Source organism: Candidatus Pelagibacter bacterium nBUS_28 (assembly GCF_051200915.1).
Taxonomy (GTDB): domain Bacteria; phylum Pseudomonadota; class Alphaproteobacteria; order Pelagibacterales; family Pelagibacteraceae; genus Pelagibacter.
On record NZ_CP172844.1, the window covers coordinates 1,357,085 to 1,382,973 of the forward strand.

General features: G+C 28.7%; 25 protein-coding genes and 1 pseudogene. 13 read left to right on the forward strand and 13 right to left on the reverse strand.

The genetic code is table 11. From position 1 onward, the window contains the following. Together leuS and ACIJYC_RS07255 are read right to left on the reverse strand one after the other, a co-directional pair. Entirely contained in the window at positions 1 to 2,535 is a 2,535-nt protein-coding gene (leuS, locus tag ACIJYC_RS07250; RefSeq protein WP_435166201.1) for a leucine--tRNA ligase, read from the reverse strand. A gap of 31 nt (positions 2,536 to 2,566) precedes the next feature. Continuing rightward, positions 2,567 to 3,130, reverse strand: coding sequence for a DUF3576 domain-containing protein (locus tag ACIJYC_RS07255; RefSeq protein ID WP_435166204.1), 564 nt, complete (start codon positions 3,128 to 3,130; stop codon positions 2,567 to 2,569). Between the two features lie 213 nt (positions 3,131 to 3,343). On the opposite strand from ACIJYC_RS07255, the gene ACIJYC_RS07260 reads away from it, so the two are divergent. Beyond that, on the forward strand, positions 3,344 to 4,354 hold the full coding sequence (locus ACIJYC_RS07260) for a porin (RefSeq protein ID WP_435166207.1): 1,011 nt from the start codon (positions 3,344 to 3,346) through the stop codon (positions 4,352 to 4,354). 53 nt (positions 4,355 to 4,407) lie between these two features. On the opposite strand, the gene ACIJYC_RS07265 is transcribed toward ACIJYC_RS07260, so the two are convergent. Beyond that, positions 4,408 to 4,923, reverse strand: a complete 516-nt coding sequence (locus ACIJYC_RS07265) for a thiamine phosphate synthase (protein ID WP_435166210.1) — start codon at positions 4,921 to 4,923, stop codon at positions 4,408 to 4,410. Between the two features lie 9 nt (positions 4,924 to 4,932). On the opposite strand from ACIJYC_RS07265, the gene ACIJYC_RS07270 reads away from it, so the two are divergent. After that, on the forward strand, positions 4,933 to 5,592 hold the full coding sequence (locus ACIJYC_RS07270; RefSeq protein ID WP_435166213.1) for a YggS family pyridoxal phosphate-dependent enzyme: 660 nt from the start codon (positions 4,933 to 4,935) through the stop codon (positions 5,590 to 5,592). On the opposite strand, the gene ACIJYC_RS07275 is transcribed toward ACIJYC_RS07270, so the two are convergent. Then, positions 5,589 to 6,071 (reverse strand): L,D-transpeptidase family protein, encoded by a 483-nt coding sequence (locus tag ACIJYC_RS07275; RefSeq protein WP_435166216.1) that lies wholly within the window; start codon positions 6,069 to 6,071, stop codon positions 5,589 to 5,591. The genes ACIJYC_RS07270 and ACIJYC_RS07275 overlap by 4 nt on opposite strands. 24 nt (positions 6,072 to 6,095) lie before the next feature. On the opposite strand from ACIJYC_RS07275, the gene ACIJYC_RS07280 reads away from it, so the two are divergent. Next, a complete protein-coding gene (locus ACIJYC_RS07280; protein WP_435166219.1) occupies positions 6,096 to 6,659 on the forward strand; it encodes a winged helix-turn-helix domain-containing protein in 564 nt (187 codons plus the stop codon). A 102-nt stretch (positions 6,660 to 6,761) separates the two neighbouring features. Here ACIJYC_RS07280 and ACIJYC_RS07285 read toward each other — a convergent pair whose 3' ends face one another. From ACIJYC_RS07285 to ACIJYC_RS07310, 6 genes are all read right to left on the reverse strand, one after another. After that, a complete protein-coding gene (locus ACIJYC_RS07285; protein ID WP_435166221.1) occupies positions 6,762 to 7,691 on the reverse strand; it encodes an adenosine kinase in 930 nt (309 codons plus the stop codon). Between the two features lies 1 nt (position 7,692). Further along, on the reverse strand, positions 7,693 to 8,346 hold the full coding sequence (gene nth, locus ACIJYC_RS07290; RefSeq protein WP_435166224.1) for an endonuclease III: 654 nt from the start codon (positions 8,344 to 8,346) through the stop codon (positions 7,693 to 7,695). Then, the gene (gene dapB, locus ACIJYC_RS07295) at positions 8,346 to 9,122 is read right to left on the reverse strand and encodes a 4-hydroxy-tetrahydrodipicolinate reductase (protein WP_435166227.1); all 777 of its coding nucleotides are present in this window, start codon (positions 9,120 to 9,122) and stop codon (positions 8,346 to 8,348) included. Before dapB ends, nth begins: the two co-directional genes overlap by 1 nt. 36 nt (positions 9,123 to 9,158) lie before the next feature. Next, positions 9,159 to 10,289: a molecular chaperone DnaJ gene (gene dnaJ / locus ACIJYC_RS07300; RefSeq protein ID WP_435166229.1), complete on the reverse strand. Its 1,131-nt coding sequence runs from the start codon at positions 10,287 to 10,289 to the stop codon at positions 9,159 to 9,161. Positions 10,290 to 10,321: 32 nt separating this feature from the next. Next, positions 10,322 to 12,268: a molecular chaperone DnaK gene (dnaK, locus tag ACIJYC_RS07305; protein WP_435166231.1), complete on the reverse strand. Its 1,947-nt coding sequence runs from the start codon at positions 12,266 to 12,268 to the stop codon at positions 10,322 to 10,324. A 61-nt stretch (positions 12,269 to 12,329) separates the two neighbouring features. After that, positions 12,330 to 12,965, reverse strand: a complete 636-nt coding sequence (locus tag ACIJYC_RS07310) for a nucleotide exchange factor GrpE (protein WP_435166233.1) — start codon at positions 12,963 to 12,965, stop codon at positions 12,330 to 12,332. A 42-nt stretch (positions 12,966 to 13,007) separates the two neighbouring features. Here ACIJYC_RS07310 and rdgB point away from each other — a divergent pair, with 42 nt between their 5' ends. Next, positions 13,008 to 13,604 carry an RdgB/HAM1 family non-canonical purine NTP pyrophosphatase gene (gene rdgB, locus ACIJYC_RS07315; protein WP_435166236.1) on the forward strand — a complete coding sequence of 199 codons (597 nt, stop codon included), beginning with the start codon at positions 13,008 to 13,010 and terminating at the stop codon, positions 13,602 to 13,604. Here rdgB and ACIJYC_RS07320 read toward each other — a convergent pair. After that, positions 13,588 to 14,742: an ABC transporter substrate-binding protein gene (locus tag ACIJYC_RS07320; protein ID WP_435166239.1), complete on the reverse strand. Its 1,155-nt coding sequence runs from the start codon at positions 14,740 to 14,742 to the stop codon at positions 13,588 to 13,590. The genes rdgB and ACIJYC_RS07320 overlap by 17 nt on opposite strands. A 35-nt stretch (positions 14,743 to 14,777) precedes the next feature. Here ACIJYC_RS07320 and rsmI point away from each other — a divergent pair, with 35 nt between their 5' ends. Continuing rightward, on the forward strand, positions 14,778 to 15,641 hold the full coding sequence (gene rsmI / locus ACIJYC_RS07325; RefSeq protein ID WP_435166240.1) for a 16S rRNA (cytidine(1402)-2'-O)-methyltransferase: 864 nt from the start codon (positions 14,778 to 14,780) through the stop codon (positions 15,639 to 15,641). Further along, positions 15,631 to 16,224, forward strand: a complete 594-nt coding sequence (locus ACIJYC_RS07330) for a BON domain-containing protein (protein WP_435166243.1) — start codon at positions 15,631 to 15,633, stop codon at positions 16,222 to 16,224. Before rsmI ends, ACIJYC_RS07330 begins: the two co-directional genes overlap by 11 nt. Here the strand turns inward: ACIJYC_RS07330 and ACIJYC_RS07335 are convergent, their stop codons facing one another. Continuing rightward, positions 16,225 to 18,510 (reverse strand): NADP-dependent malic enzyme, encoded by a 2,286-nt coding sequence (locus ACIJYC_RS07335; RefSeq protein WP_435166245.1) that lies wholly within the window; start codon positions 18,508 to 18,510, stop codon positions 16,225 to 16,227. A gap of 155 nt (positions 18,511 to 18,665) precedes the next feature. Here ACIJYC_RS07335 and murJ point away from each other — a divergent pair. From murJ to ACIJYC_RS07355, 4 genes and pseudogenes are all read left to right on the forward strand, one after another. After that, a pseudogene (gene murJ, locus ACIJYC_RS07340) lies at positions 18,666 to 20,089 on the forward strand (murein biosynthesis integral membrane protein MurJ). 3 nt (positions 20,090 to 20,092) lie between these two features. Continuing rightward, complete coding sequence (gene trpS, locus ACIJYC_RS07345; RefSeq protein WP_435166247.1) at positions 20,093 to 21,094, forward strand: tryptophan--tRNA ligase; 1,002 nt, start codon at positions 20,093 to 20,095, stop codon at positions 21,092 to 21,094. 52 nt (positions 21,095 to 21,146) lie between these two features. Beyond that, the gene (locus ACIJYC_RS07350) at positions 21,147 to 21,686 is read left to right on the forward strand and encodes a NifU family protein (RefSeq protein ID WP_435166249.1); all 540 of its coding nucleotides are present in this window, start codon (positions 21,147 to 21,149) and stop codon (positions 21,684 to 21,686) included. A 4-nt stretch (positions 21,687 to 21,690) separates the two neighbouring features. Then, positions 21,691 to 22,746, forward strand: coding sequence for a glucosaminidase domain-containing protein (locus tag ACIJYC_RS07355; RefSeq protein WP_435166251.1), 1,056 nt, complete (start codon positions 21,691 to 21,693; stop codon positions 22,744 to 22,746). Here ACIJYC_RS07355 and ACIJYC_RS07360 read toward each other — a convergent pair. Next, the gene (locus tag ACIJYC_RS07360; protein WP_435166254.1) at positions 22,743 to 23,804 is read right to left on the reverse strand and encodes a polysaccharide deacetylase family protein; all 1,062 of its coding nucleotides are present in this window, start codon (positions 23,802 to 23,804) and stop codon (positions 22,743 to 22,745) included. The genes ACIJYC_RS07355 and ACIJYC_RS07360 overlap by 4 nt on opposite strands. Here ACIJYC_RS07360 and ACIJYC_RS07365 point away from each other — a divergent pair. The 3 genes from ACIJYC_RS07365 to miaB are packed head-to-tail and all read left to right on the forward strand — an operon-like array spanning position 23,797 to position 25,889. Further along, entirely contained in the window at positions 23,797 to 24,138 is a 342-nt protein-coding gene (locus tag ACIJYC_RS07365; protein ID WP_435166257.1) for a peptidase M22, read from the forward strand. The genes ACIJYC_RS07360 and ACIJYC_RS07365 overlap by 8 nt on opposite strands. A gap of 8 nt (positions 24,139 to 24,146) precedes the next feature. Then, on the forward strand, positions 24,147 to 24,557 hold the full coding sequence (locus tag ACIJYC_RS07370; protein ID WP_435166260.1) for a Fur family transcriptional regulator: 411 nt from the start codon (positions 24,147 to 24,149) through the stop codon (positions 24,555 to 24,557). 3 nt (positions 24,558 to 24,560) lie between these two features. Continuing rightward, on the forward strand, positions 24,561 to 25,889 hold the full coding sequence (gene miaB / locus ACIJYC_RS07375) for a tRNA (N6-isopentenyl adenosine(37)-C2)-methylthiotransferase MiaB (RefSeq protein WP_435166262.1): 1,329 nt from the start codon (positions 24,561 to 24,563) through the stop codon (positions 25,887 to 25,889).

Sequence of the window (25,889 nt, forward strand, 5' to 3'; positions counted from 1 at the left end):
TTAATTTGTTATTAAATTAATTAGTTTATTTGGTATAAATATTTTCTTTTTAATATTTTTTTTATTTAGATATTTGCTCAATTTAGCATCTTCTTTTATTTTGGTTAATAACAAACTTTCAGTAGCATCTTTTTTTGAAACTATAATTTTTCTGGTTTTACCATTAAATTGGATAATAAATTTAACGTTATCTTCTAATAAAAATTTTTCTTCAATTTCTGGCCATTTTAAATTTTCTTTAACATTAATCATTTCCATACATTCATTAGAAAAATGAGGTATTACAGGACTAATAGCTACTAAGAATTTTTTATAATTCTTAATTATTTTTTTCTTATCAATTTTATTCAAAATGATCTTATTCAAAGCCGAATAAGTTTCATGAAAATTAGCAATTATTTTATTATAAGAAAAATTTTCAATATTATAAGTAATATTTTTAATAAATTTATTAGTTATTTTTTCTAAGTCATTATTTGGATTTGTCGGATGATTGGCCTTTATTTCTTGTATAATTTTTTGATTTAAAGCCCATAATTTTTGAATAAATTTATATGATGAATTTATGCCTTCGTCTGACCATTGAATGTCTTTTTCTGGTGGGCTGTCTGATAATATGAATAATCTTGCTGAGTCTGCACCATAATCATTTATAATTTTTTCAGGATCAATGGTATTTCTTTTTGATTTTGACATAGACTCAGACGGCCCAATTATTATAGGTTTTTCTGTACTTTTTAAAAATTTATTCCCATCTTTAGTGACTAATTCATCAGGACTAACCCAATTATTATTTTCATCTTTATATGTTTCGTGACAGACCATTCCTTGAGTGAATAAACCACTAAATGGCTCTTTAATATCTATTAAATTATTTTGGTATGACAAAGCTTGCATAAAAAATCTAGAGTATAAAAGGTGTAGAATTGCGTGTTCCACCCCGCCAATATATTGGTCTACTGGCATCCAATATTTAACTTCATCAGTATCAAATCCATATTCTTCATTATGAGGTGAGCAGAATCTTAGAAAATACCAGGACGAGTCAACAAATGTATCTAGGGTATCAGTTTCTCTGATACATTTTTTGCCTTCAATTGTAATATTTTTCCATTCTAACATTTCATCTAGAGGATTGCCTACGGAATTTAATTGATCAATTTTTGGTAATTGAACGGGGAGCATATATTTGGGTATTTTAACTGGATTATTTTGCTCATCATATGCAATTGGAATTGGACATCCCCAGTATCTTTGACGTGAGATACCCCAGTCTTTTAATCTAAAATTAGTTTTTCTTTGACCAATATTCTTTTCCTCTAAATAGCTGATGGTTTTGTTAATTGACTCATCGGGAACCTTTAAATTATTTAAAAATTTAGAATTGAACAAATAACCAGATTCTGTGAACGCTTTTTCATTAATTGAAAAATCTTTATCTTTCTCAGGTCTAACAACTGGCGTAACATTTAGATTATATTTTTTTGCAAAATCTAAATCTCGTTGATCATGCGCAGGGCAACCAAATACGGCACCCAACCCATAATCCATTAAAACAAAATTAGCAAAATAAACTGGTACTTTTATATTCTCGTCTAAAGGATTAATTGCCAATAGGTCAGTTTTAAATCCAAGTTTATCAGCAGCTGCAATTGACTCTTCTGTTGTACCCGTTTTAGAGCATTCTTTCTTAAATTTAATAAATTCAGGGTCATTTGTATAAAATTTAGCAATTGGATGATCTACTGATACAGCTAAAAAAGACATCCCAAATAATGTGTCAGGTCTGGTAGTATAACATTCAATCTGCTTTATTTGTTTTTCTGTCTGAATTTTAAATTTTATTTCACATCCATAAGATTTTCCAATCCAATTTTTTTGCATCACCTTTACTTTATTTGGCCAATCTTTAAGATTATCTAAGCTCTCAAGAAGCTCTTCTGAAAATTTGGTAATTTTAAAAAACCATTGATTTAGCTTTTTTCTTTCAACAATCGCTCCTGAACGCCACCCTTTACCGTCTATTACTTGCTCATTAGCCAATACTGTATTGTCTACTGGATCCCAATTTACATAGCTTTCTTTTCTATAAACAAGACCTTTGTCATAAAGTTCTAAAAAGAACTCTTGTTGATGTCTGTAATAATCTGGTGAGCAAGTAGAAATTTCTTTATCCCAATCTATAGATAAACCAAGTTTTTTTAATTGTGACTTCATTACTAGAATATTTTTTTCAGTCCATGTCTTAGGATCTAATTTATTTTGCCTAGCTGCATTTTCAGCCGGCATACCAAAAGAGTCCCATCCCATTGGATGAAGTACGTTAAAACCCTGTAAAGTTTTGTATCTCGCTAATACATCGCCGATGGTGTAATTTCTCACATGTCCCATATGGATCTTTCCAGAGGGATAAGGAAACATTTCTAGACAATAAAATTTTTTTTTATTTTTATCAGCTTTTGTTGAGAATATTTTTTCTTCTTCCCAATATTTTTGCCACTTTTTTTCTACCGTTTTAAAATTATATCTATCCACAGAAACTTGATCTTTTATTTAAATTAATAGCTTAATATTTTTGTTTGCCCTTATATTTTTTTAAGGTTTTTGTTTTTTTTTCAGCCTTATATTTTGCTGCTGTTTGTAAGATTTTTTTCTTTAATTCAGAATTAATAGTACTGTTTTTCTCTGAAGTTATACAATTAGATGGTGTAGTACACTTTTTATTAAAAACTTTAATATCTAAAGCATCTGATCTTATTTGGTTTGTTAAGAATCTAATAGATATTTTAATACTTTCGTTTGATTTTTGATTTGATGAATACCAGTCTGTAATTATAATGCCTCCACTATAATTCACAGAAGCCAAAGGCATAAAGTCAATTGTATCAAGTGAAGCTCTCCATAATTCATTTGAGCTTGCAAACTCGAAGACACCCCCATTTTTTAAACCATCTAGGGTGTCTGAAAATCTAAAACCTCGTCCCTCTTCTAAATTTTTTTTTACCCTCAATTTTGGATCATCAGGGAATTTTCTTGCATCACCACCTGGTAACTTGCCATTGCAAGAACTAAGAAGCAGTGCTAACAAAATAGAAATTACTGTATTTTTGATGTATTTTAGTGAATTCATAAATAAAATTTGTTAAAATTTTTTTGCTTATACAATATATTATCAAAATTACTAAAAGTATAAGTATTTAGCCATTTTATAGTGGTGCAAAAATGCAACACTTATAATAATTTTTAATTAAAATTCGTCATTTTTATAAAAAATTTGAGCTAAATTGATAAACATTCGATGTTTATTATTAATAATAACAATAACAACAAACAAAGGAAAACTATGAAAAACTTAAAAAAAATAGGTTTAACTGCGTTAGCAGCTTCACTTGTTTCTACATCAGTATTCGCTGGTGAAATGACAGTGGCTGGTTCAGCAGGAATTAACTGGGAAAACTACGGTGCAGGTGATCTAGGTAAGAATGATACAACACTTGGTTCAGATGGTACTAAATCATTCTCAATGGGTAACCAGCTTACATTTTCTGGTTCAGGTGAATTAGACAATGGTTTAACTGTGTCTTTATCTTTTGTACTAGACCAAGGTGATGACTCATCTGCAGCAAGTACAACTGTATTAGCTGGAGCACCGTTTGACTCGCACTCAGTAACTGTAAGCTCTGATTCTTTTGGATCACTTACTTACAACGGTGAAGGTGGAGACTCTGCACAAAATGCAGTAGGAGACACTGCAGCTGGAAACATCTGGGATTTATGGGATGGAAGACAAGGTGCTAACTCTAAATTAAAAGAGTCTAATGGTGGAACAAACTTTACTTACACATTACCTTCAATGGTTGATGGTTTAGCTGTATCTGCTTCTTACCAACCAGCAGGTACAAATGATGAGTCTGATACTGCTTACTCTTTAACGTATACTGGTGTTGAAGGTTTAACAGTTAGTTACGGTTCAGGTTCAAATGACTCAGCTTCAGGTTCAGCTTCAAACTCTGATACTACATCAATCAAAGCAAGTTATGCTATTGGTTCATTTACTGTAGCTTACTCAGATCATGAACATGACAGTTCTACGAACACAGCTGATCAAGATGCTTCAGCTTTCAAACTGTCGTATACTGTATCTGATGCTATGTCTGTAAGTTACGCAGAAGAAACGATCAAAAGCGGAACAGCTAGTGATCAAGATGCTGAGTATACTAGACTTTCAGCTTCATACACTACAGGTGGTATGACTATTTCTGGAAATATGTCAGAAATGAAAAATGGAACTTACTCAACAGCAGTTGCTGGTGATGAAGATTACGCTGGTTTAAGTGTATCATTTGCATTCTAATTTAATTTAGATACAAATTATATTAAAAGGGCCCCTTTTCAGGGGCCTTTTTTTTATTCGAAATAAGATATTCCAGCAAAGTCTGATTGATTCAGCAAAGATAGTTTTTTTATATTCTTGGTAGAAATTCCACCAAGTACAACAACTTTTTTTTTAGTTATTTTAGAAATTAATTTAAATTTATTTATTCCTAAAAAATTTTTATTTTTTTTAAACAAAGAGGATAACAATATTTTTTTTACATTTTGAATTTCCTTTATTTTTATTTCTTTAAGATTGTGTGCTGATCCAATAATTTTGAATTTTTTCTTATAAGAGTATGCTAAGTGTTTTAAACTTTTATTGAAGGCAGGAATGTAAGCCCCATCTAAATCTAGCTTGATTGCCAATTTAATATCATTTGATAAGTAAAACTTAATTGATTTTTTTTTACAATAACTTTTTATTTTTAAAATGAGTACTTGGTCTACTGGACTTGATGAGTAGTTTCGATAAATTATAGTGGTTTGTTTATCTTGTTTATCGATATTATTTGTATCAAATTTATTAATAAAGTAATATTTACTCATCACATTTATATGCATAATACTGTTAAAAATTTAATAGACACTAAAAATAATATTAAGGTTTTTCTTAATAAATTAAATATTGTTAAATGTCCTAAAATTATTGCGGTATCAAAGACTTTTAAGATTAATCAAATTTCACCCCTTATAGAATATGGCCATGTGGATTATGGTGAAAATAAAGTTCAAGAAGCGATTGAAAAATGGACAGAAATCAAAGAGATAAATTCAAAAGTAAAATTACATATGATTGGTAAATTACAAACAAATAAAGTTAAATTTGCTGTTAAAATATTTGATTACATCCATTCAGTAGATAGTGAGAAACTTGCAAAAAAAATTGCAGATGAACAAAATAAGATAAATAAAAAAATCAAAATATTTTTACAGGTTAATATTGGTGATGAAAATCAAAAAACAGGTGTTAATAAAAAAGATGTTAGCTATCTGGTTTCTTACTGTAAATACATTGGTTTAGATTTAATAGGTTTAATGTGTATTCCCCCAATAAATATTGATCCAGAAATCTACTTTAAAGAGATGAATAAATTAAAAAAAACTCTTGATCTCTTTGAATTAAGTATGGGTATGTCCTCAGATTATCTATTAGCTGCCAAACATTTAGCAACATATGTTAGAGTCGGATCTAGTATCTTTGGTCAGAGGTCCTAAAAAATTTTTATTTTAGAATTTTTTTTGATTAACTTAACCATAATTAAAAAATCTTTTTCCTTCAAGGCAATACATCCAGCTGTGGGTCTATAATCTTTAGTTAGGTGTATAAAAATACAACTTCCTAAACCAGTGACGGGTTTTTTAAAGTTGTATTTGATTGGTATTAGAAAATCATATTTACTGTCTTTTCTTCTTAATTTTTCATGTCTGATTTCTTTTTCAATTTTGATGAGTTTATTATATTTTTTTGGAAAGCGAGCATCATCGCACCAACCCATATTACTTTTGATTTCAACACATTTTAGTAAGGTTGATGGTTTAGTTTTACGATCTTTCCTAAAATAAAGGTTTTCAATTTTAAATGTACCTTTGGGTGTTTTTTGGTCACCTTCTTTTTTACTCTTTATTAACCCTTTTTTCCCAATAGAACACCTAAATTTAAATTCATCTATTTGAAGTGTGTATTTATTTTTCATTAAAATTGTCATATTCTCTAATTTGTGACCACTCAAAATTTAATAATATATAAGTTTAATACATTATATCATATTCTTGAAGAACTCAGTTTAGATTTAAATTTTAAGATTGCTTTTATAGATAGTGAAAATTCCTTAAAAGAAAAAGTAAAAAATCTAAATAATCATTTAATTATATCAAATAAAAAATATTCAGATATTGGCAATCAATTTATTTTAGTTAATGCACCAATTGATATTCAAAAATTAATTGAAAAGATAAATATTGAATTTTTAAAAATACATTTTAACAGCCAGTCTAAAGTGAAAATAAATAATTATATTATTGATCTAAATTCAAGAGAAATGCTAATAAATAATACCAAGCTTAAATTGACTGAAAAAGAGATTAATACAATTACTTACTTATCTAAATCAAACAATCCAGTAAGTATCGATGAATTACAACAAAAGGTATGGAGTTATCAATCTGACATAGAAACCCATACTGTTGAGACTCATATTTATCGATTAAGAAAAAAAATTTTAAATACTTTTAATGATAATCAATTCATTGTTAGTAAAAAAAATGGCTATCAAATCAAATAAAAAAAACCCATTTGTTAAAGATTTGTTTACCAAAAAGTATAAGCCAAAAATAGTTAAGCCCAAAAAGGGAAAGGGAAGTTTTAAAAGAAAAAAAAGCTAAACTTACAGTCTTGCACCAATCTGCTGTATTACTTTTGAAGACATTTCATTACCTTTTTCCAAACATTCTTTTGTTGATAATTGATTAATGTACCCGTGAAGAAATCCAGCGGCGAATAGATCGCCAGCACCTGTAAGGTCTAAAATTTTAAGATTTTTTTGTACGTCAATTTCAAAAATTTTTTCACCACGAACTGCAACCGCACCTTTTTCACCTCTAGTAATAACTATTAACTTATTAAGTTGTTTCGAAAAGTCGATAACTTCACTAAAATTTTTTGCTTCAATTAATGAGGTAATTTCTTGTTCATTAGCAAAAGTTATATCCAGTTTATTTTTAACTAAATTTAAAAAATTAAGTTTATGTCTATCTACACAAAATTGATCAGAGAGCGACATAGCTACTTTGTTTGCATTATTAATAGCTTTTTCAAATGCTTTTTTTGGTTCTCCTTCGTCCCACAAGTAACCTTCTAAAAATATCATTTCACTTTTTTTAATTGCATCAGAGCTGACATCATTTTCATTAATTTTTCCTGCTGTTCCTAGAAATGTACACATTGTTCTTTCAGAGTCTGGAGTAACCAATATTAAACAAGTACCTGTTGGTAATTCTTCCTTCTTTTTTGAGTAAAAATATTCTACATTTTCCTTTTTTAGACCTTCTTCGTATTTGCCACCAAAGTTGTCATCAGAAACTTTTCCAATAAATCCTACCTGGTCACCAAGTTGAGACAATCCAACTATGGAATTTGCAACAGACCCTCCAGAAACAGTTTTTTCAATTTTGAGACTTCTTAATAAATTTTTGAATTCGTTTTCATCAAAAAATAGTTTCATCGTACTTTTTGTAAGATTATTCTCTTCAATAAAACCGTCATTTACTTTGCAAATAACATCGACTATTGCATTTCCTATTCCTAAAATTTTCATATTATGTTTTTTTGGTAATAACAGGTTTTTTTCTATTTGGGTAGCAAGTAGTGCATATTTTACATTTTAAACCATAACAGTCTCTTGCCTTACAATATTCTCTACCATAAAAAATTATTTGTAAATGAAGTTTAGACCAAGTTTTTTTTGGAAACATTCGTTTTAAATCTTTTTCAGTTTGAATTACATTTTTTCCATTTGTTAATCCCCATCTTTGTGCAAGTCTATGAATATGAGTATCAACTGCAAAAGCTGGATATCCAAAGCCCTGTGACACCACCACACTAGCTGTTTTATGGCCCACACCTGGTAGTTTTTCTAGTTCCTCAAAGGTTTTAGGAACTTTTCCATTATGTTTTTCTATAATTTGTTTTGACATTAAATAAATACTTTTAGCTTTAACTCTAAAAATACCAATTTTTTTTATCAATTTTTCTATTCTTTTTCTTCCTAATTTTACAAAGTGATATGGTTTAAAGTATTTTGGATATATATTTTTGGTTACGTTGTTAACATTTACATCAGTGCATTGAGCTGAAAGAAGTACAGAAATTAATAGAGTAAAAATATTTTTACTTTTTAAAGGAACCGGTGTTTCTGGATAAATTTTATTTAAAGTTTTAATTATAATTTTTACTTTTTGTTTTTCATTCATTATGAAAAATTAAGCAAATCTCTCATAGAATATAATCCTGGTCTTTTTTTCATTAACCATTTAGAAGCTGTTAACGCCCCATCAGAGTATAATGTTCTATCAAAAGCTTCATGGTTTAGGGTAATTATCTCCTTTCTATTTGAGAATTTTACTTCATGTTCCCCAATAACCTCATTCTTTCTAATGGAATTAAAATTAATTTTTTTCCCATAAGGAAAAGAATTTTTATTTAAAAATTTCTTACCAATTAAATTATATAAATTCTTATTTTTTCCATGTGCAATTCCTTTTCCTAGCATTAACGCTGTACCTGATGGATAGTCTTTTTTGTGCTTGTGGTGCACCTCAAATATTTTACTTAAGTATTTATCATTCAATGATTTTGATGTTATTTCAGTTAAATACATTAATAAATTTACCCCTAAACTCATATTACCAGCTTTTAAAATGGGTATTTTTTTTGAGTATTTCTTAATTTGATTTTCTTGGCTTCTACTAAAACCAGTTGTACCAATAACGACTTTTTTTTTAAGTTTAGATGCTAGTGTTAATATTTCTAAGGTGCACTCGGGAACAGTAAAATCAATAATTACATCAGTTTTTTTAAATGCCTTTTCAGAATTTAATTCTGGTGTAATTCCGTTAAACTTTTTATTTACTAGTCTATTTTCTGTAAGTGTAACTAATTTGAAATCCTTATTTTTTTTAGAAGATACAATCAGTTGCTGACCCATTCTTCCCATGCAGCCTGAAATTGATAAATTAATTTTTTTCATTATGAAAATATTAACCTTTTTTAATTAATTAGTCTTTTAGTTTTTCCAAAAACTCTTAGCTTTTTGAAAGAATTTTCTAATACTTGGATTGGATTTTTCGTTCTCGATTTCTCTAAATTTTTCTAGCAACTCTTTCTGTTGTTTATTTAAAAATATAGGAACCTCTGTATTAACTTGTACATACAAGTCTCCAAAATCACCTCTTCTCATGAAGGGCATTCCTTTACCTTTTAATCTAAATTGTTTTCCACTTTGAGTTCCGTCAGGTATTTTAATTTTTGCTTTACCTCCATCAATTGTTGGAATTTCAATTGTTGTGCCTAATGCAGCATCAGCTATTGATATAGGAAATTCAAAAAACAAATTTTCATCTGATCTTTTAAATAAATCATGTGAATTAACATTTATAAACAGATATAAGTCACCTGTTGCTCCACCCTTGCTACCAGCTTCTCCTTTGCCTGCTAATCTTATTCTTGTTCCATCATCTACCCCTTTTGGTATCGTTACAGATATTTTTTTTGAAGCTTGTTTTTTACCTTGACCATTACAGTCGCTACAAGGGTTTGTGATTTCTTCTCCATTACCATTACACTGAGGGCAGGTTTGTTGAACAGTAAAAAATCCTTGATTAGATCTTATTTTTCCATTTCCACCGCAATAGGTACATCTATCTGGCGAATGACCAGGTTTAGAGCCATTTCCTTTGCAGGTATTACATTTTTCAGTAGTTGAAAATTTGATATCTTGTTTTTTGCCTTGATAAGCTTCTTCAAGAGAAATTGATAAATCGTATCTTAAGTCCGAGCCTCTATTGTTAGAGTTTCTAGTGTTTCTAGATCTTCCTCCACCTCCAAAATCCCCAAAAAAATCCTCAAAAATATCTGAAAAATCTGCCCCACCAAAACCACCAAAACCACCACTTTGTCTTCCTCCACCACCTTCAAAAGCAGCATGACCAAAGTTATCATAATTTTGTTTTTTTTCTTTATCTGAGAGAATGCCATAAGCTTCACTGGCTTCTTTAAATTTATCTTCAGCAGCCTTATCACCCGGGTTTTTATCTGGATGATGTTTTACAGCGAGTTTTCTATAGGCTGATTTTAATTCTTCAGGGCTTGCATTTTTGCCAACACCCAAGACGTCATAAAAGTCTCTTTTAGCCATAAGTTACTTTAAGATGATAGTTGTTGATTGTCTTAAGCGCTTTTTTCTTTGTCTTCTTCTTTATTTTCTTCCTTGTTCTCTTCTTTTACTTCTTCAAAATCTGCATCAACTACATTATCGTCTTTTTTCCCTTCATCATTTTTATCACCATCACCAGATGAACTTGGTTTTTTGTCCTGAGATTTATAGATAGCTTCACCTAATTTCATTGAAGCTTGAACTAAAGTTTCTGTTTTTTTCTTAATATCTTCATTATCAGTTCCTTTAAGAGCTTCCTTTAAACTGGATGATGCATCTTCAATTACCTTCTTTTCAGCATCTGTGATTTTAGATCCATGTTCTTTAAGGTTCTTTTCGGTTGAATGAATTAAAGTGTCAGCTTGATTTCTGGTATCTACAGACTCTCTTTTCTTTTTATCTTCTTCCTTATTAGCTTCTGCGTCTTTAACCATTTTTTCAATTTCTTCATCACTTAGTCCACCTGAAGCTTGGATTTGAATTTTTTGCTCTTTACCAGTTCCTTTATCTTTTGCTGAAACACTAACTATACCGTTAGCATCAATATCAAAAGTAACTTCAATTTGAGGAACTCCTCTTGGCGCTGGAGCGATACCAACTAACTCAAAGTTTCCCAACATCTTATTGTCAGTCGCCATTTCCCTTTCACCCTGAAGCACTCTAATAGAAACTGCGGGCTGATTGTCTTCTGCTGTAGAAAATACTTGGCTCTTTTTTGTTGGTATTGTTGTATTTTTCTCAATTAGCTTAGTTGATACACCACCTAGTGTCTCGATACCTAGAGATAAAGGTGTAACATCTAAAAGAAGCACATCTTTTACATCACCCTGAAGCACACCAGCCTGAATTGCAGCACCCATAGCAACAACTTCATCTGGATTAACACTTTTATTTGGATCTTTTCCAAAAAAGTTTTTAACTTCTGCTAGAACTTTTGGCATTCTAGTCATTCCACCAACCATAACAATCTCATCAATGTCACTTGCTGATATGCCGGCATCTCCTAATGCTGTTTTGCAAGGTGGTAGCGTTCTAGCTATTAAATCTTCGACAAGAGCCTCAAGTTTAGCTCTAGTCATTTTTAAGTTAATATGTTTTGGACCTGTTTTGTCAGCAGTTATGAATGGTAAATTGATATCAGTTTGTTCTGCTGAAGATAATTCAATTTTGGCTTTTTCAGCTGCTTCTTTTAACCTTTGAAGTGCAAGCTTGTCTGATGTTAGATCAATTCCATTATCTTTTTTAAACTCTGCAATTAAGTAATCAACGATTGTGTTATCAAAGTCTTCACCACCTAAAAAAGTGTCTCCATTTGTAGATTTAACTTCAAATACACCATCTCCTAATTCAAGAATAGAAACATCAAATGTTCCTCCACCTAAATCATATACTGCAATTTTCTTATTTTGTTTTTTATCTAACCCATATGCAAGTGATGCTGCTGTAGGTTCGTTAATAATTCTTAAAACTTCCAAGCCTGCAATTTTGCCAGCATCTTTTGTTGCTTGTCTTTGTGCATCGTTAAAATATGCAGGAACTGTTATTACCGCCTTAGTTACTTCTTGACCCAAGTATTTCTCAGCCGTCTCTTTCATTTTTTGAAGAATGAAAGCAGATATTTGTGAAGGTGAGTACTTTTCATCCTTTGCTTCAATCCAAGCATCACCTTTTTCAGAGTTAACTATTTTAAAAGGAGCTGCAGTTATATCTTTTTTTACTGTTGGGTCTTCAAAATTTCTTCCAATAAGTCTTTTAACAGCAAAAATTGTATTTTCAGGATTTGTTACCGCTTGTCTTTTCGCGGGTTGACCAACTAGTTTTTCTCCATCATCTGTAAAGGCTACAACTGAAGGAGTTGTTCTTGCACCCTCAGCATTTTCTAATACTTTAGGTTGGCTTCCTTCCATGATTGATACACATGAGTTTGTTGTACCAAGATCTATTCCAATAATTTTGCTCATAATTTAAATACTCTCTTTCATATATGTGTTAATTTTAATTCTACAAGTTCAACAAATGTAATTATTTGTTTAAATTCTCCTTATTTTCCTCATTTTTATCATCTTTATTTTCTGTCTTTTTAGATACACCAACTAAAGATGGTCTTAGCAACCTGTCTTTTATCATAAAACCTTTTTGTACTTCTTGAACGATAGTTCCAGGCTCTTTTTGATCATCTTCAATCTCCATCATTGCTTGATGCAAATTTGGATCTAATTTTTTATTAAGACAATCTATTGGTCTAATATTGTTTTTTGTAAAAATAGAGATTAAATCTTTATTAATAATATCAAAATGTTCCAAAGTTTTTTTTAATGCTTCCGAATCTTTAAGAGCTTCATCACTTTCTAAAATTAATTTAGATCTTGCAAGGTTATCAATTAAATTCAAAGCCTCTTTTGCAAATGCAAATCCACCATAATCAAATGCATCCTCTTTTTCTTTTTCAAACCTTCTTCTTTGGTTTTCCATTTCAGCAAAAGTTCTTGCTAATTTATCTTCTAATTCTTTTATTTTTTCTTCAGGGGATAGTTCTATTTTTTCTTCTGTACCTTTGATCTCTTCTTGCTTATCCTCTGATTGTTTGTCAGCCTCAATTTCCTCACTTGAAGTTTTAGCTGTAGTATTTTCTTGAGTTGGGTTTTCCTCTTTTTCCATGACAGCATATATGGTAAGAAATCTGAGAATTGCTAGGTATTAATGAAAAAAATCTCAAAATTGCTTATAGGCACTAATAACAAGGGAAAATATAAGGAAATTAAAGATTTATTGCCAAAATACATCAAAACCTACTCAACATCTGAATTCAAACTAAAGAGTCCCAAAGAAGATGGACTGACATTCGAGGAAAATTCAATAATAAAATCCAAATACTTCTCAAAAAAAACCAGATTAATTTGTCTGGCTGATGATTCAGGGCTTGAGATAGACATTTTAGATAAAAATCCAGGAATTTATTCAGCTAGATGGGGTGGAAAAAAAGGAGATTTTAAAAAAGCCATAAATAGAGTGTACAAAGAATTGTCAAAAAAAGACATAAATTGGAAATATAAAAAAATTAAAGCTAGATTTATTTGCGCATTATCAATTTGTTATTTAGATAAAAAAATATCATCTGTTTTAGGTAAAGTTGAGGGGTATATTTCAATAAAACCAAAAGGAAAAAATGGTTTTGGCTATGATCCAATTTTTATTCCTAAAAATAAAAAAAAAACTTTTGGTGAAATGAGCTCTTTACAAAAATATAAAATAGATCATCGTTTTATTGCATTTAAGAAAATTAAAAAATTTCTATAATTTTTTTATCTTCAATTTTATAAAAGTTTAAACGATGATTAATCTTGTTATTTTTGATATCAAAAATACCAATCTTTCCTTTAAAAGAATTTTTCTTTTTAAAAACTTTATTTAAATTAGAAAGATTAGTTTTTATTGATAAATAATATACAAGACCCACAAGGTCATAGCTTAATAACGATAAGTGTGAAGGATATTCATTAAATTCTTTAAAAAATTTTTCTTTATAATTTTCAAAATTATTTTGATTTATAGATGGGTAATATAAAGGCTGAATATTTATTTCATTTAATAAACTTTTATTAAACCACTGGTTTAATGTAATAAAATACTTATTTCTAGGAGAAACATCCGTATATAAAAGTGATGTGGATACACTTTTTAAACTTTCATCAAAATCTGCAATCACGACTGCATCAAAATTTAAACCACCTAAAGTATATCTCTGTTCAAGTTTTTTAATTTTCTTTTCTTTGTTTGATTGATTTGATTTTTTTAATCTTAAAATTTCATCTTTTAAATTTTGTTTTCTTATCTGATAATTAGTAATTTTTTCAATCTGTTTAGTTAATTTTGTAGGTTCTGTACTATAGTCATAATCTTTAAATATTTTAATTCTTGATTCTTTAATTCCTTTTTTGACTTCGAATTCATAATTCTGAATAGGTGTTAAAAATATTGTTCTCTTTATATTGTTTGTTTCTATAAATTTTTTTATGGTATTAAATTGAGAAGTTGAATTTATTCCTGCAGAAATAACATTTTTTGGAAGATCCAGTGTTTTGTTTGTTAATGACAAGAAAGTTATATCTTTGATTTCATCCAAATAAGATATGCTTTCATAGAAAACTGGACCAATAACAACCTTTACTCCCATTTGTTTTAATTCGAATGCAGATTTAAGTGCTTTATTTGACTTAGAAGCTGTATCTTTAGGAATAATTTCTATTGAATTGTTATTAATATCTTTCACTGCCAATCTGACAGCTTTAATGATTGATTGCCCTAGTTCTTTATTTGAACCAGTTAAAGGAACCATTAAACCGATTTTAATTTTTTCTGAAGCTTTTGTAGAAAATGAAAGTAATAAAGAAAAATTTAATATTACCAAAAAAATAATTTTAATAAATTTACTCATTATTAATGTTAGTATAATATTTTTTAAGCTTAATTATGATCATAAAATCACAATCTCAAATAAAAGATATTGAAAATGGTCTTTATTTAGTATCAACACCAATTGGTAACTTGAAAGATATTACTTTAAGAGCCATAGAAACATTAAAAAAATCCACTTATATTCTTTGTGAAGACACAAGAGTTTCTAGAATTTTATTAGATAGATATGAAATAAAATCACGTCTGATCTCAAATCATAAATTTAATGAGTCAAAAAATATAAATAAGATCATAGATCTTCTTAAATCTGGAGAAACAATTTCATTAATTTCAGATGCTGGAACCCCAAGTATTTCTGATCCAGGTGCAATTTTAGTAAATGAATGTGTTAAAAATAATATAAAAATTATCCCAATTCCAGGACCTTCAGCTGTTGTAACAGCAGTTTCAATAAGTGGTTTTTCAGAAAAATTTATTTTTTATGGATTTTTACCTGAAAAAAAACAAGCAATTGCAAACGTCTTTAATCAAATATCAAAATTTAATGATACATGTGTTTTTTTTGTATCTTCAAAAAAAGTGAATAAAATTATTCCTGAATTAAAAAAGAATTTTAGCGGGAGAAAAGTAATATTTTGTAGAGAAATTTCAAAATTATATGAAGAATTTATAAGAAAAAACGTTGATGATTTGGAAATATTTAACAAAGAGCTAAAAGGAGAGCTAACAATAGTAATTTCAGAAAAAAAAATTGAAAAAAATATGTCACAAGAATTAAGTGAATCAGATATGAATATAATAAAAAAAATGATTAATAAATTAACTATAAAAGAAATTACTGAAATTATTAGTCAAAATAAAGATATTTCAAAAAAAGAAATTTATAATTATTGTTTAAAAATAAAAAATGAAATTTAAATTAATATTAGTAATTCTGTTTGGTGTAATTTTCTCTAGCTGTGCTGGTGTTTCCTCAAAAGGTATTTTTGGTACCGGAGTTTCCATTGCTTTTGATCCGAGAACTGTTGGTACCCAAATGGATGATTCAATTATGCAAAAAAATTTAGCTGCGAGAATTCTAGTCAAAGATAAAAAATATCTATTATCAGTTAAATCTAAAGTATTAGATGGAAGAATCTTTTTAACAGGAAAAGTTGATAGTCCTGAGGAAAAATTACTATTAACAAAATTAGCCTGGGAAATAAAAGGTGCTAGATCAGTTCGTAATGATATAAAGATCAAAGAGGAATTTAATTTTAAAAGATCTGCAAAAGATATTTTGATAACCTCTCAGCTTCGTACAGCAATGATTATAAATAAAAATATTAAAGCAACCAACTATCAAATAGATACTTATAAGAAAAAAATTTATGTTTATGGCATTGCATTAACTGCTGAAGAAAAAGATCTTGTGATTAGTGAGGCTAATGAAATATTAGATGTAGAAGATGTTATTGCAAGCATTATTCTTGTAGAAGATCTAAGAATTCAAAGAGAATAATTATTTTTTATAATCAATAACATCTGCAGAATAAGCAGCAATAGACGCTAAATTAATAAGTTCTGATGTCGAAGATCTTAAAGGAGCTATCTCTATTGGTAATCCAAGCCCAATTAATAAAGGCCCAATAACTTTAGTGTCTCCTAAAGTTTTCATCATTTTATAAGATATAGCAGCACTATGTTGACCAGGCATAATCAATATATTTGCTTTACCAACAATTTTTGAAAAAGGATAAAGCTCTTCATATTCAGGATTTAAGGCAACATCTGGCTGCATGTCTCCATCAAATTCAAAATCTACTTTTCTTTTTTTTAATATATCTACTGCATTTCTAATATGTTTTGTTCGGCTGGTGAGAGGTTGACCAAATGTAGAGTGAGAAACAAATGCTACTTTAGGATCAAAACCAAACAATCTTACTACTCTAGCTGTTGAAATTGCTATTTCAGCCATTTGTTCTGATGTTGGATATTCATGAACACTAGTATCACCAACAAAAATAGTTTTACCTTTGTAAACAACCATATTGAGACCAAACATGATTTCCCCATCTCTTACATTAACTACTTGTTTTATTTTTTCTAATGAAGCGCCAAATCGTCTTGTGTTTCCTGTGACAGCACCATCTGCATCACCACAGGCAACCATACTAGTTGCCCATATAACTCTATCGTTTCTAACAAGTCTATCGCAATCTCTTTCTAGTAACCCTTGTTCTCTTTGTAATTTTTGAAATAAATGTTTTACATATTTATTTCTTTTTTCTTCATTTTTTGAGTTTACTATTTCGATATCAAAATTTTCACTGTAACCAATATTTTTAATTTGTTCTTTTATTTTTTCTTCTTTCCCCACAAGAATTGGGATACCTAATTTAGAATTTTTAAATGCTATTGCAGCTTTAAGTGTATTTTCATCTTCACCATCTGCAAATACTATTCTTTTTTGATTCTTTTTAATATAGGAGTTGATTCCTTGCATGATAGTTACAGTTGGATCTAATCTTTGTCTAAGTAGATCTTTGTATATCTCAAAGTCATCAATATTTTTTCTTGCAACTCCACTATCCATTGCAGCTTTTGCAACAGCGGCTGGAATAATACTAATTAATCTTGGATCAAATGTTGAAGGAATAATATATTCTTTACCATAATGTGGTCTTTCACCTCCCATAGCAGCCACAACTTCATCCGGAACATCTTCTCTTGCAAGTTTTGCAATTGCTTGTGCTGCAGCAACTTTCATTTCTTCATTTATTGTTTTTGACCTAACATCTAAAGCGCCTCGAAAAATATAAGGAAAACCAATTAAGTTATTTACTTGATTTGGATAATCTGATCTTCCAGTTGCAACTATCGCATCGTCTCTAACTTCGTTTATTTCTTCAGGAGTAATTTCTGGATCTGGATTTGCACAGGCAAAAATTATAGGATTTTTTGCCATCTTTTTTACAAATTCTTTCTTGAGAGCACCTTTGGCTGACAAACCAAGAAAAACATCTGCACCACTTATTGCATCTTCAAGAGTCCGTAAATTAGTTTCGATCGCATACCTTGATTTCCATTGATCTATTCCATCAGGCCTACCTTTGTAAATCACACCTTTTCTGTCCAACATAATAATATTCTTATTTGGGACACCTGAATTTTTAAATAACTCTGTACATGCTTGAGCAGACGCACCAGCTCCATTAACAACTACTTTAATTTCTTTTATTGATTTACCACTTATGTCCAATGCGTTTATTAGTGCTGCAGTTGTAATAATAGCTGTCCCGTGCTGATCATCGTGAAAGACAGGTATATCTAAAATTTCTTTTAATTTTTGCTCTATTATAAAGCAGTCAGGGGCAGCAATATCCTCTAAATTTATCCCACCAAAACTAGGAGCAAAATTTTTAATTGAATTAACAATTTCATGTGCATCAGAACAATCTATCTCAAGATCAATGGAGTCAATATCTGCAAATCTTTTAAAAAGCACTGCCTTACCTTCCATTACAGGTTTTGACGCAAGGGCCCCTAAATTACCCATTCCTAATATTGCAGAACCATTACTTATAACAGCTACTAAATTCCCTTTACTTGTATAATCGTATGCAGTCTCTGGATTTTCACTAATCATTCTTACAGGAGCTGCAACACCTGGAGAGTATGCTAAAGCAAGATCTCTCTTAGTGGTCATGTTTTTTGATGAAATGATCTCAATCTTTCCAGGCTTCTTATCTTTATGAAAATCTAGAGCCTCTTTATCTGTGTAGTGATCAATGTTAGTTTTTTTCATTTTTGATAATTAGGTATACAATTAGGGTAAAATTAAGACTAATATGATTTATGAACATAGTTAAGTCAACAGGCACATTTGGTTTTTTTACGATAATAAGCAGATTGCTTGGTTACTTAAGAGATATTCTAATAGCAATTTTCCTTGGTACGGGAATGTTGGCTGATGCTTTCTTTGTAGCGTTTAGAATTCCAAATACATTTAGAAGATTATTTGCCGAAGGTACTTTTAATGCAGCATTCGTTCCAAGTTATTCATTAGAATTAATTAAGGGAAAAAAACAATCAAATACATTTGCTAACGATATTTTTAATCCTCTGTTTCTAGGATTATTATTTTTAACAATTGTGATTGAAATTTTTATGCCTGCATTTGTTTCAATTATTGCCCCAGGATTTGTAGGTGATTTTGAAAAAATGGAGTTAGCAATAAATTTAACTAGGATTACATTTCCTTTTTTATTTTTTATTTGTTTAGCATCATTTTTCTCTGCAATTCTAAATTCACATAATAAGTTTGCAGCTGCGCTGCGGCCCCAATAATTTTAAATATTGTTTTAATTTTAGTATTAATTTTTTCTAAATCTTTAGGAGATCAGTTAGTTTATTATTTATCTTATGGTGTTTCTTTAGCTGGTTTTTTTCAATTAATATTTTTATATAAGTATGTATCAAAATATTACTCACTTAAACTTAGCTTTAAATTAAAAACAAGTAATAAAGTTAAGTTTTTTTTTAAAAAACTTTTACCAAGTATTTTTTCTTCCGGGGTTACCCAAATTAATATTTTAATTGGAACGATAATTGCATCATTTCAAGCAAGCGCTGTTTCTTATTTATATTATGCGGATAGAATTTATCAAATTAACTTAGCTATTGCCGGTATTGCGATTGGAGTTGTTATACTTCCACAACTTTCAAAACATATTCAATCCAGAAAAAAGAACAAGATTTTGCTAATACAAAATAAAGCTCTTGAATTAAGTTTATTTTTAAGTCTACCAGCGACTATTGCTTTAATTATTGGGTCAGAACAAATTATTTCAGCTTTATTTGGATATGGGTCTTTTAACGAAAATTCAGTGAATAATTCAAGTTTAGCTTTGTATTATTTTGCATTAGGTCTGCCCGCCTTTGCTTTGATAAAAGTTTTTTCAAGTTTTTTCTTTGCAAATAATGATACCAAAACTCCATTTTTTATTTCTTTGATTTCTGTAGTATTTAATATTTTTATTAGTATTTATTATTTTAGTGAAGTTGGTTTTATAATAATTCCAATAGCAACTTCTATTTCTTCATGGTTTAATTCAATTTTGTTATTTATTTTTTTAAAAAAAAGAAAATTATTTTACTTCAATCAAATATTCTTTATCAAATTTATCAAAGTAGTTTTTGCATCAATCCTAATGGGTTTATTTTTTAACTTTTTATTAAATTTTTTTCAAAATGAATTAGCTTTTAATCAATCAATTAAATCTTTTTACTTAGTTTTATCTGCAATATTAGGATTGTTATTTTATTTAATTGTGTGTTATTTCATCAAAGCTTTCCAAATGAATGATATTAAATTAAGGTATTAGTTTATGAGTAAAAAAATATTTTCTGGTGTTCAACCTACAGGCAATCTCCATCTAGGAAATTACTTAGGAGCCATAAAAAATTTTGTAGATTTAAATAATGATACCGAAAATGAGTGTATATTTTGTGTTGTAGATTTACATGCCATCACTGTTAAGCAAGATCCTAAGGAGTTAAGGAATAATATTCAAGAAACAGTAGCCACATTTATTGCTAGTGGGATAGATCCCAAAAAAAGTATAATTTTTAATCAATCAAAGGTGCCAGCTCATGCTGAAGGAGCATGGATACTGAGTTGTATTGCTAGAATGGGGTGGCTAAATAGAATGACCCAATTTAAGGAAAAAGCTGGAAAAGATAAAGAAAAAGCAAGTGTTGGTCTTTATTCTTACCCAGTTCTTATGGCAGCAGACATCCTTCTTTATGATGCAACCCATGTTCCTGTAGGAGATGATCAAAAACAACATTTAGAGCTATGTAGAGACATTGCTCAAAGGTTTAATACTGATTTTGAAATTGAAAATTTTTTACAGGTTCCAGAGCCTTTAATCCAAAAAGAATTTTCAAGAATTATGAGCCTTAAAGATGGTTCAAAGAAAATGAGTAAATCTGAATTGTCAGACTTAAGTAGAATAAATTTAACTGATGATAAGGATTTGATTATAAATAAAATTAAAAAAGCAAAAACAGATCCACTACCAATGCCCAGTAAACAAAAAGATCTTGATGAAAGACTAGAAGCAAAAAATCTTTTAGGTATATATTCAAGCTTAACAAATTCTACTTTAGAAAAAAGTATAGAAAATTTTGCAGGTAAAAATTTCTCGGAATTTAAACAAAAATTATCTGAAGTACTCGTTGATAAGATTCAACCTATTTCTACAGAGATCAAAAAATTATTAGATGACAAATCATATTTGGACAATACTCTTCTAGAAGGAGTTGAAAGAGCTAATGTAATAGCCTCAAAAAAGATCAAAAGAATTAAAGAAATAGTAGGTTTTTAGATAAAATTTATTAACAAGTTTTAATTTTTTAAATATTCACTATATATAATTCATGTTCGTTCAAACTGAAGTTACACCAAACCCTAATTCACTTAAGTTTCTGCCTGGAAAAAAAGTGTCTAATAGTGGACCGTATGAAATTACTAACAAAGATGAAACTCAAAATGCACTAGTTAGAAATTTATTATCTATTAACGGAGTAGAAGGAATTTTTTTAGGAGAAGACTTTATTTCCATCAATAAAAAGGAAATAATAAAATGGGATGAAATAAAACATATAGTAATTTCATTTATTAATGATTTTTATTCTGAGGGAAAAGAATGTGTCATAGATGAAAGTTTAGAAGAGCAAAATTCAAATCTAGATGACCTTGAGCAAAAAATAGTAAAAATTTTAGATGAAAAAATAAGACCAGCAGTAGCTAGAGATGGTGGGGATATTAAATTTAAAGAATTTAAAGATGGAGTAGTTAAAGTTCAATTACAAGGAAGTTGCTCTGGATGTCCAAGTTCTACAATGACATTAAAGCAAGGAGTTCAAAACCTTTTATGTCATTATTTACCTGAAGTAAAAGAAGTTGTTGCAATTTAGAAATATGAAAAATAATCAAGATTTATTTGAACAAAGAAGTAAAGATAATTTATTAAAAATTTTTTTAAGTAGTTTTTTAATAATTTCTTTTTTCTATATTGCACCAATATTTATTAATTTTGCTGATAAAAATTTTTATACAAAAGAGTATACAAATAATTCTAAAAAGATTTTAGCTTATACACTTAACAATGAAGATAAAAATAAAAAAGAAAATGAAACTTTAAATGAAGAAGAAGTTCTGGTTGATATCTACAGCTTAAATAATAGCGAGACGGAGGCAGTTTATTTAAGTGCGGCATCAATAAATAAATTATTTAAAGAAACTGATTACGATCTTAATGATGTTAGACAAAAAAAATTAGTTAAACCAGTTGCATTAACATTGTTGCCTAACGAATTAAAAATGATTGAAAATAGTAAGAAAAGAAAAGAATTTTTTATACAAATTGTTTTGCCTTTAATTATTAAAGAAAACAACATTATTAAAAAAGACAGAAGAACACTTTTTGATATTATTAACAAAAGCAATAACACAACTCTAGAATTAAATTGGCTTGAAAAAAAATATAAACAATACGGCGTAAAATCTAAAGATTTATCAACATTAAAAATAAGAATGGATGAAATACCAGTGTCTCTTGCAATTGCTCAAGCAGCAAAAGAAACAGGCTGGGGAACTTCTAGATTTGCTCAAGAGGGTAATGCTTTATTTGGACAATGGACTTGGTCTGGAGAAGGTTTAAAACCAAAAGATGCAGAAAAGGGAGCAGATCATAAAGTTATGAAATTTAACATTTTACAAGCATCTGTTAGAGCCTATCAAAGAAATTTAAATACTCATCCAACTTATAAAGATTTAAGAAAAGCTAGGGCAGAATTTAGAGACTCTAATAAACCACTAGATAGTTTAGAACTTTCTAATTATCTAAATAAGTATGCGGAAACAGGAAATCAATATGTTGAAGTTTTGCAGCAAATAATAAAACAAAACAAACTAAAAGATTTTGATGATGCTAAGTTATTACCTTCAAGTTCTGATCTAGATAGTCTTATTTAATTTTTTTTAATAGGAAACTGAACACCAAACCATCGCCATTTTCCATTGTCATTTAACGAGCAATTAATTCTACCTCTTCTTGGAACAAATGGGCCTCTAAAATTTATTTTTAACGTATTATCGTTTAAAGTTGTATTAGATCTTTCCCAGATATCCAATTCATTCGAATAACAATTGATATTGTTTAAATTAGTTTGTTCATTAAAAAACTTAACTTGAAAATTAGGAGGATTATTTTCTACAGATAATTTTTTCTCTAGAGGAAGTAATTGTGCATATTCAAGTGGAAATGAATTAATAATAGAACGAAATCTTTTTAATTCCCCATAATTTTCATTAATTGGAAATCTAGGTAGTTCAAATTTATCTTTATTTAAATCAATTACTCCAGAGTGTTGGCCAAAAGCAAAATCAAAATTTTGAGAAACGTAATCTCTCATGAATTTTGAATATTCACCAAAAGGATAAGAAAATAAATTTGGTATATATCCTAAATTTTTTAAAAATATTTCATTTGCTTTTTCTATGTCTGAAATAAAAAAATTATCATCTTTATCAATAAGATATCCATGGGAATGTGAGTGGTGACCTATTATAGCGAATTCTTCAGTCTCAACTTCTTTAATTTGTTCCCAAGTCATATATCCACTTTTTCCAACAGGCTCTGTTGAAACAAATAAAATAAAAGGAATCTTATTTTGTTTTAAAAACGGCCATACCTCAAGATAGAAAGATAAAAAACCATCGTCAATTGTTATAAGAATTTCTTTATTTGTTTTTGGTGAACTAAAACTTTCCACAAAATTTTTTGGATTAGAAAAACTGTAATTTGAGTTTTTTATTATTTCTATCTGTTCTTTAAAAACATCCATTTGAATGTTGGTAGAGGGGTATTTATTTTCATTAAAACGATGATACATTAATGACAAAATACCTTCGTCACCAGAATAGTGTTTGATATTATTTTCATCTGAAATAGAATTTGAGCTTAAAAACAGAATAAAAATGAATAAACTTATCATAGATGCTGCAAGTGAAAAAATTTTTTTAATGATCATCTCTAATGCTAGTATTTATAATATTACTCATGAGAATACTAAAATTAATTATGAAAAATTAACCATAATCATTAATGATTTTCTTTCATCAAATGATATTAAAATTACCAATATAAGTGGGATTTATATTAATCAAGGATCAGGAAGCTTTGCGGGTATAAGAAATTCAATGTCAGTTGTTAAAGCCTTTAACGTTGCAAAAAATATTGATTATTACTGTTACAATTTAGATGATTTTAAAGATGAAAAAGACTTAAGTTATGAAAATATCCCCAATTTATGTAAAAAATATAAAATTAAAAAAAATTTGATTAATCCTGTTTATTTAAGTTAAAATTAATTATGTCAGAAACTATTGAGGAAAAATGTTTATTAAAGGGTGTAAAATTAACTGATCAACGCAAGGTAATTGCACAAGTTATGTCACAATCATCTGATCATCCTGATGTAGATGAATTGTATAACAGAGTTTCTAAGATTGACTCAAAGATAAGCATTGCAACTGTTTACAGAACTGTAAAATTATTTGAAGAGACAGGTATACTTGCTAAGCATGAATTTAAAGGTGGGAAAGCAAGATATGAAGAGTTGAATGAAGGACATCATGATCATTTAATAGATGTTAAGTCAGGTGAAATTATTGAATTTGTAGATGAAGAAATTGAAAAACTTCAAAAAAAAGTAGCAGAAAAATATGGCTACAAACTAGTAGACCATAAGCTTGAATTATATGGGATAAAGAAAAAATCCTAATCAATGAAACAAAAAATTTTTATCAAAACATTCGGTTGTCAAATGAATGAGTACGACTCAAGCAGAATATACGAATCAGTAAAAAAAATTGGCTATGAAAAAACAGAAAATTATGAGGATGCTAATTGCTATCTTTTAAATACATGTCACATACGTGATAAAGCTAAAGAAAAAGTTTATCATGAAATTGGAAGGGTAAAAAAAATTTTCAGATCAAAAAAAAAGCCATTAGTGATTATTGCTGGGTGTGTTGCTCAGGCAGAAAATCAGGAAATGCTGAAAAGAGAACCGTACATCGACCTAGTTATTGGACCACAAGCATATCATAAAATCAATGATACAATTTTAAATCATATTAAAAAAAATAAAAAAACCGAAGAAACAGAATTTGATGCTATTTCAAAATTTAAATATTTTAATAAAATTAAAAATAATTCTGGAAAAATTTCTTCATTTTTAACTATCCAAGAAGGCTGTGATAAGTTTTGTCATTTTTGTGTAGTGCCATATACAAGAGGCCCAGAATATTCTAGACCATTTAAACAAATCTTAGATGAAGCTAAGTATTTAATAGACTCAGGTACACAAGAATTAATTTTACTTGGACAAAATGTAAATGCTTACAATAATGAAAAGTATAAATTATCAGATTTAATATTAGAGATCGAAAAATATTCTGACATTAAAAGGATTAGATACACAACATCTCATCCAAAAGATATGTCGGACGATTTAATCGAAGTTTATAAATATTCAAAAAAACTTATGCCATTAGTTCATTTACCAGTTCAAAGTGGGTCCAATAAAGTTTTAGAGCTAATGAATAGAAAACATACAATAAGAGAATATTATAAAATATACGACCGTTTAAAAGAAATTAACCAGAATATTCAATTTTCTAGTGATTTTATAATAGGTTATCCAGGAGAAGAGGATATTGATTTTAAAGCTACTTTTGAACTTATTCAAAAAATTAAATTTATAAATTCCTATTCTTTTATTTTTAGTCCAAGACCAGGCACAGTTGCAGCAGATTTAAAATTGACTGACAAAAAAATCTCCATGGAAAGATTAGAAAAAATTCAAAGCCAGCTATATGAAAATCAGATACAAGTGAATAAATCTTTTGAAGATACAACAATTAATGTTTTAATTGAAAATTTTACAGATGACAAAACTCAAGTTTTTGGTCGATCTGAATATATGACATCTGTTATTTTTAATGGTAAAAAAGAGGATATTGGAAAAATTGTGCCAGTGAAAATTAACAAAAGTAATCGAACCACCTTGTTTGGTGAAAGAGATTTAAGCTCTAATCAAAAGGTAGCATAG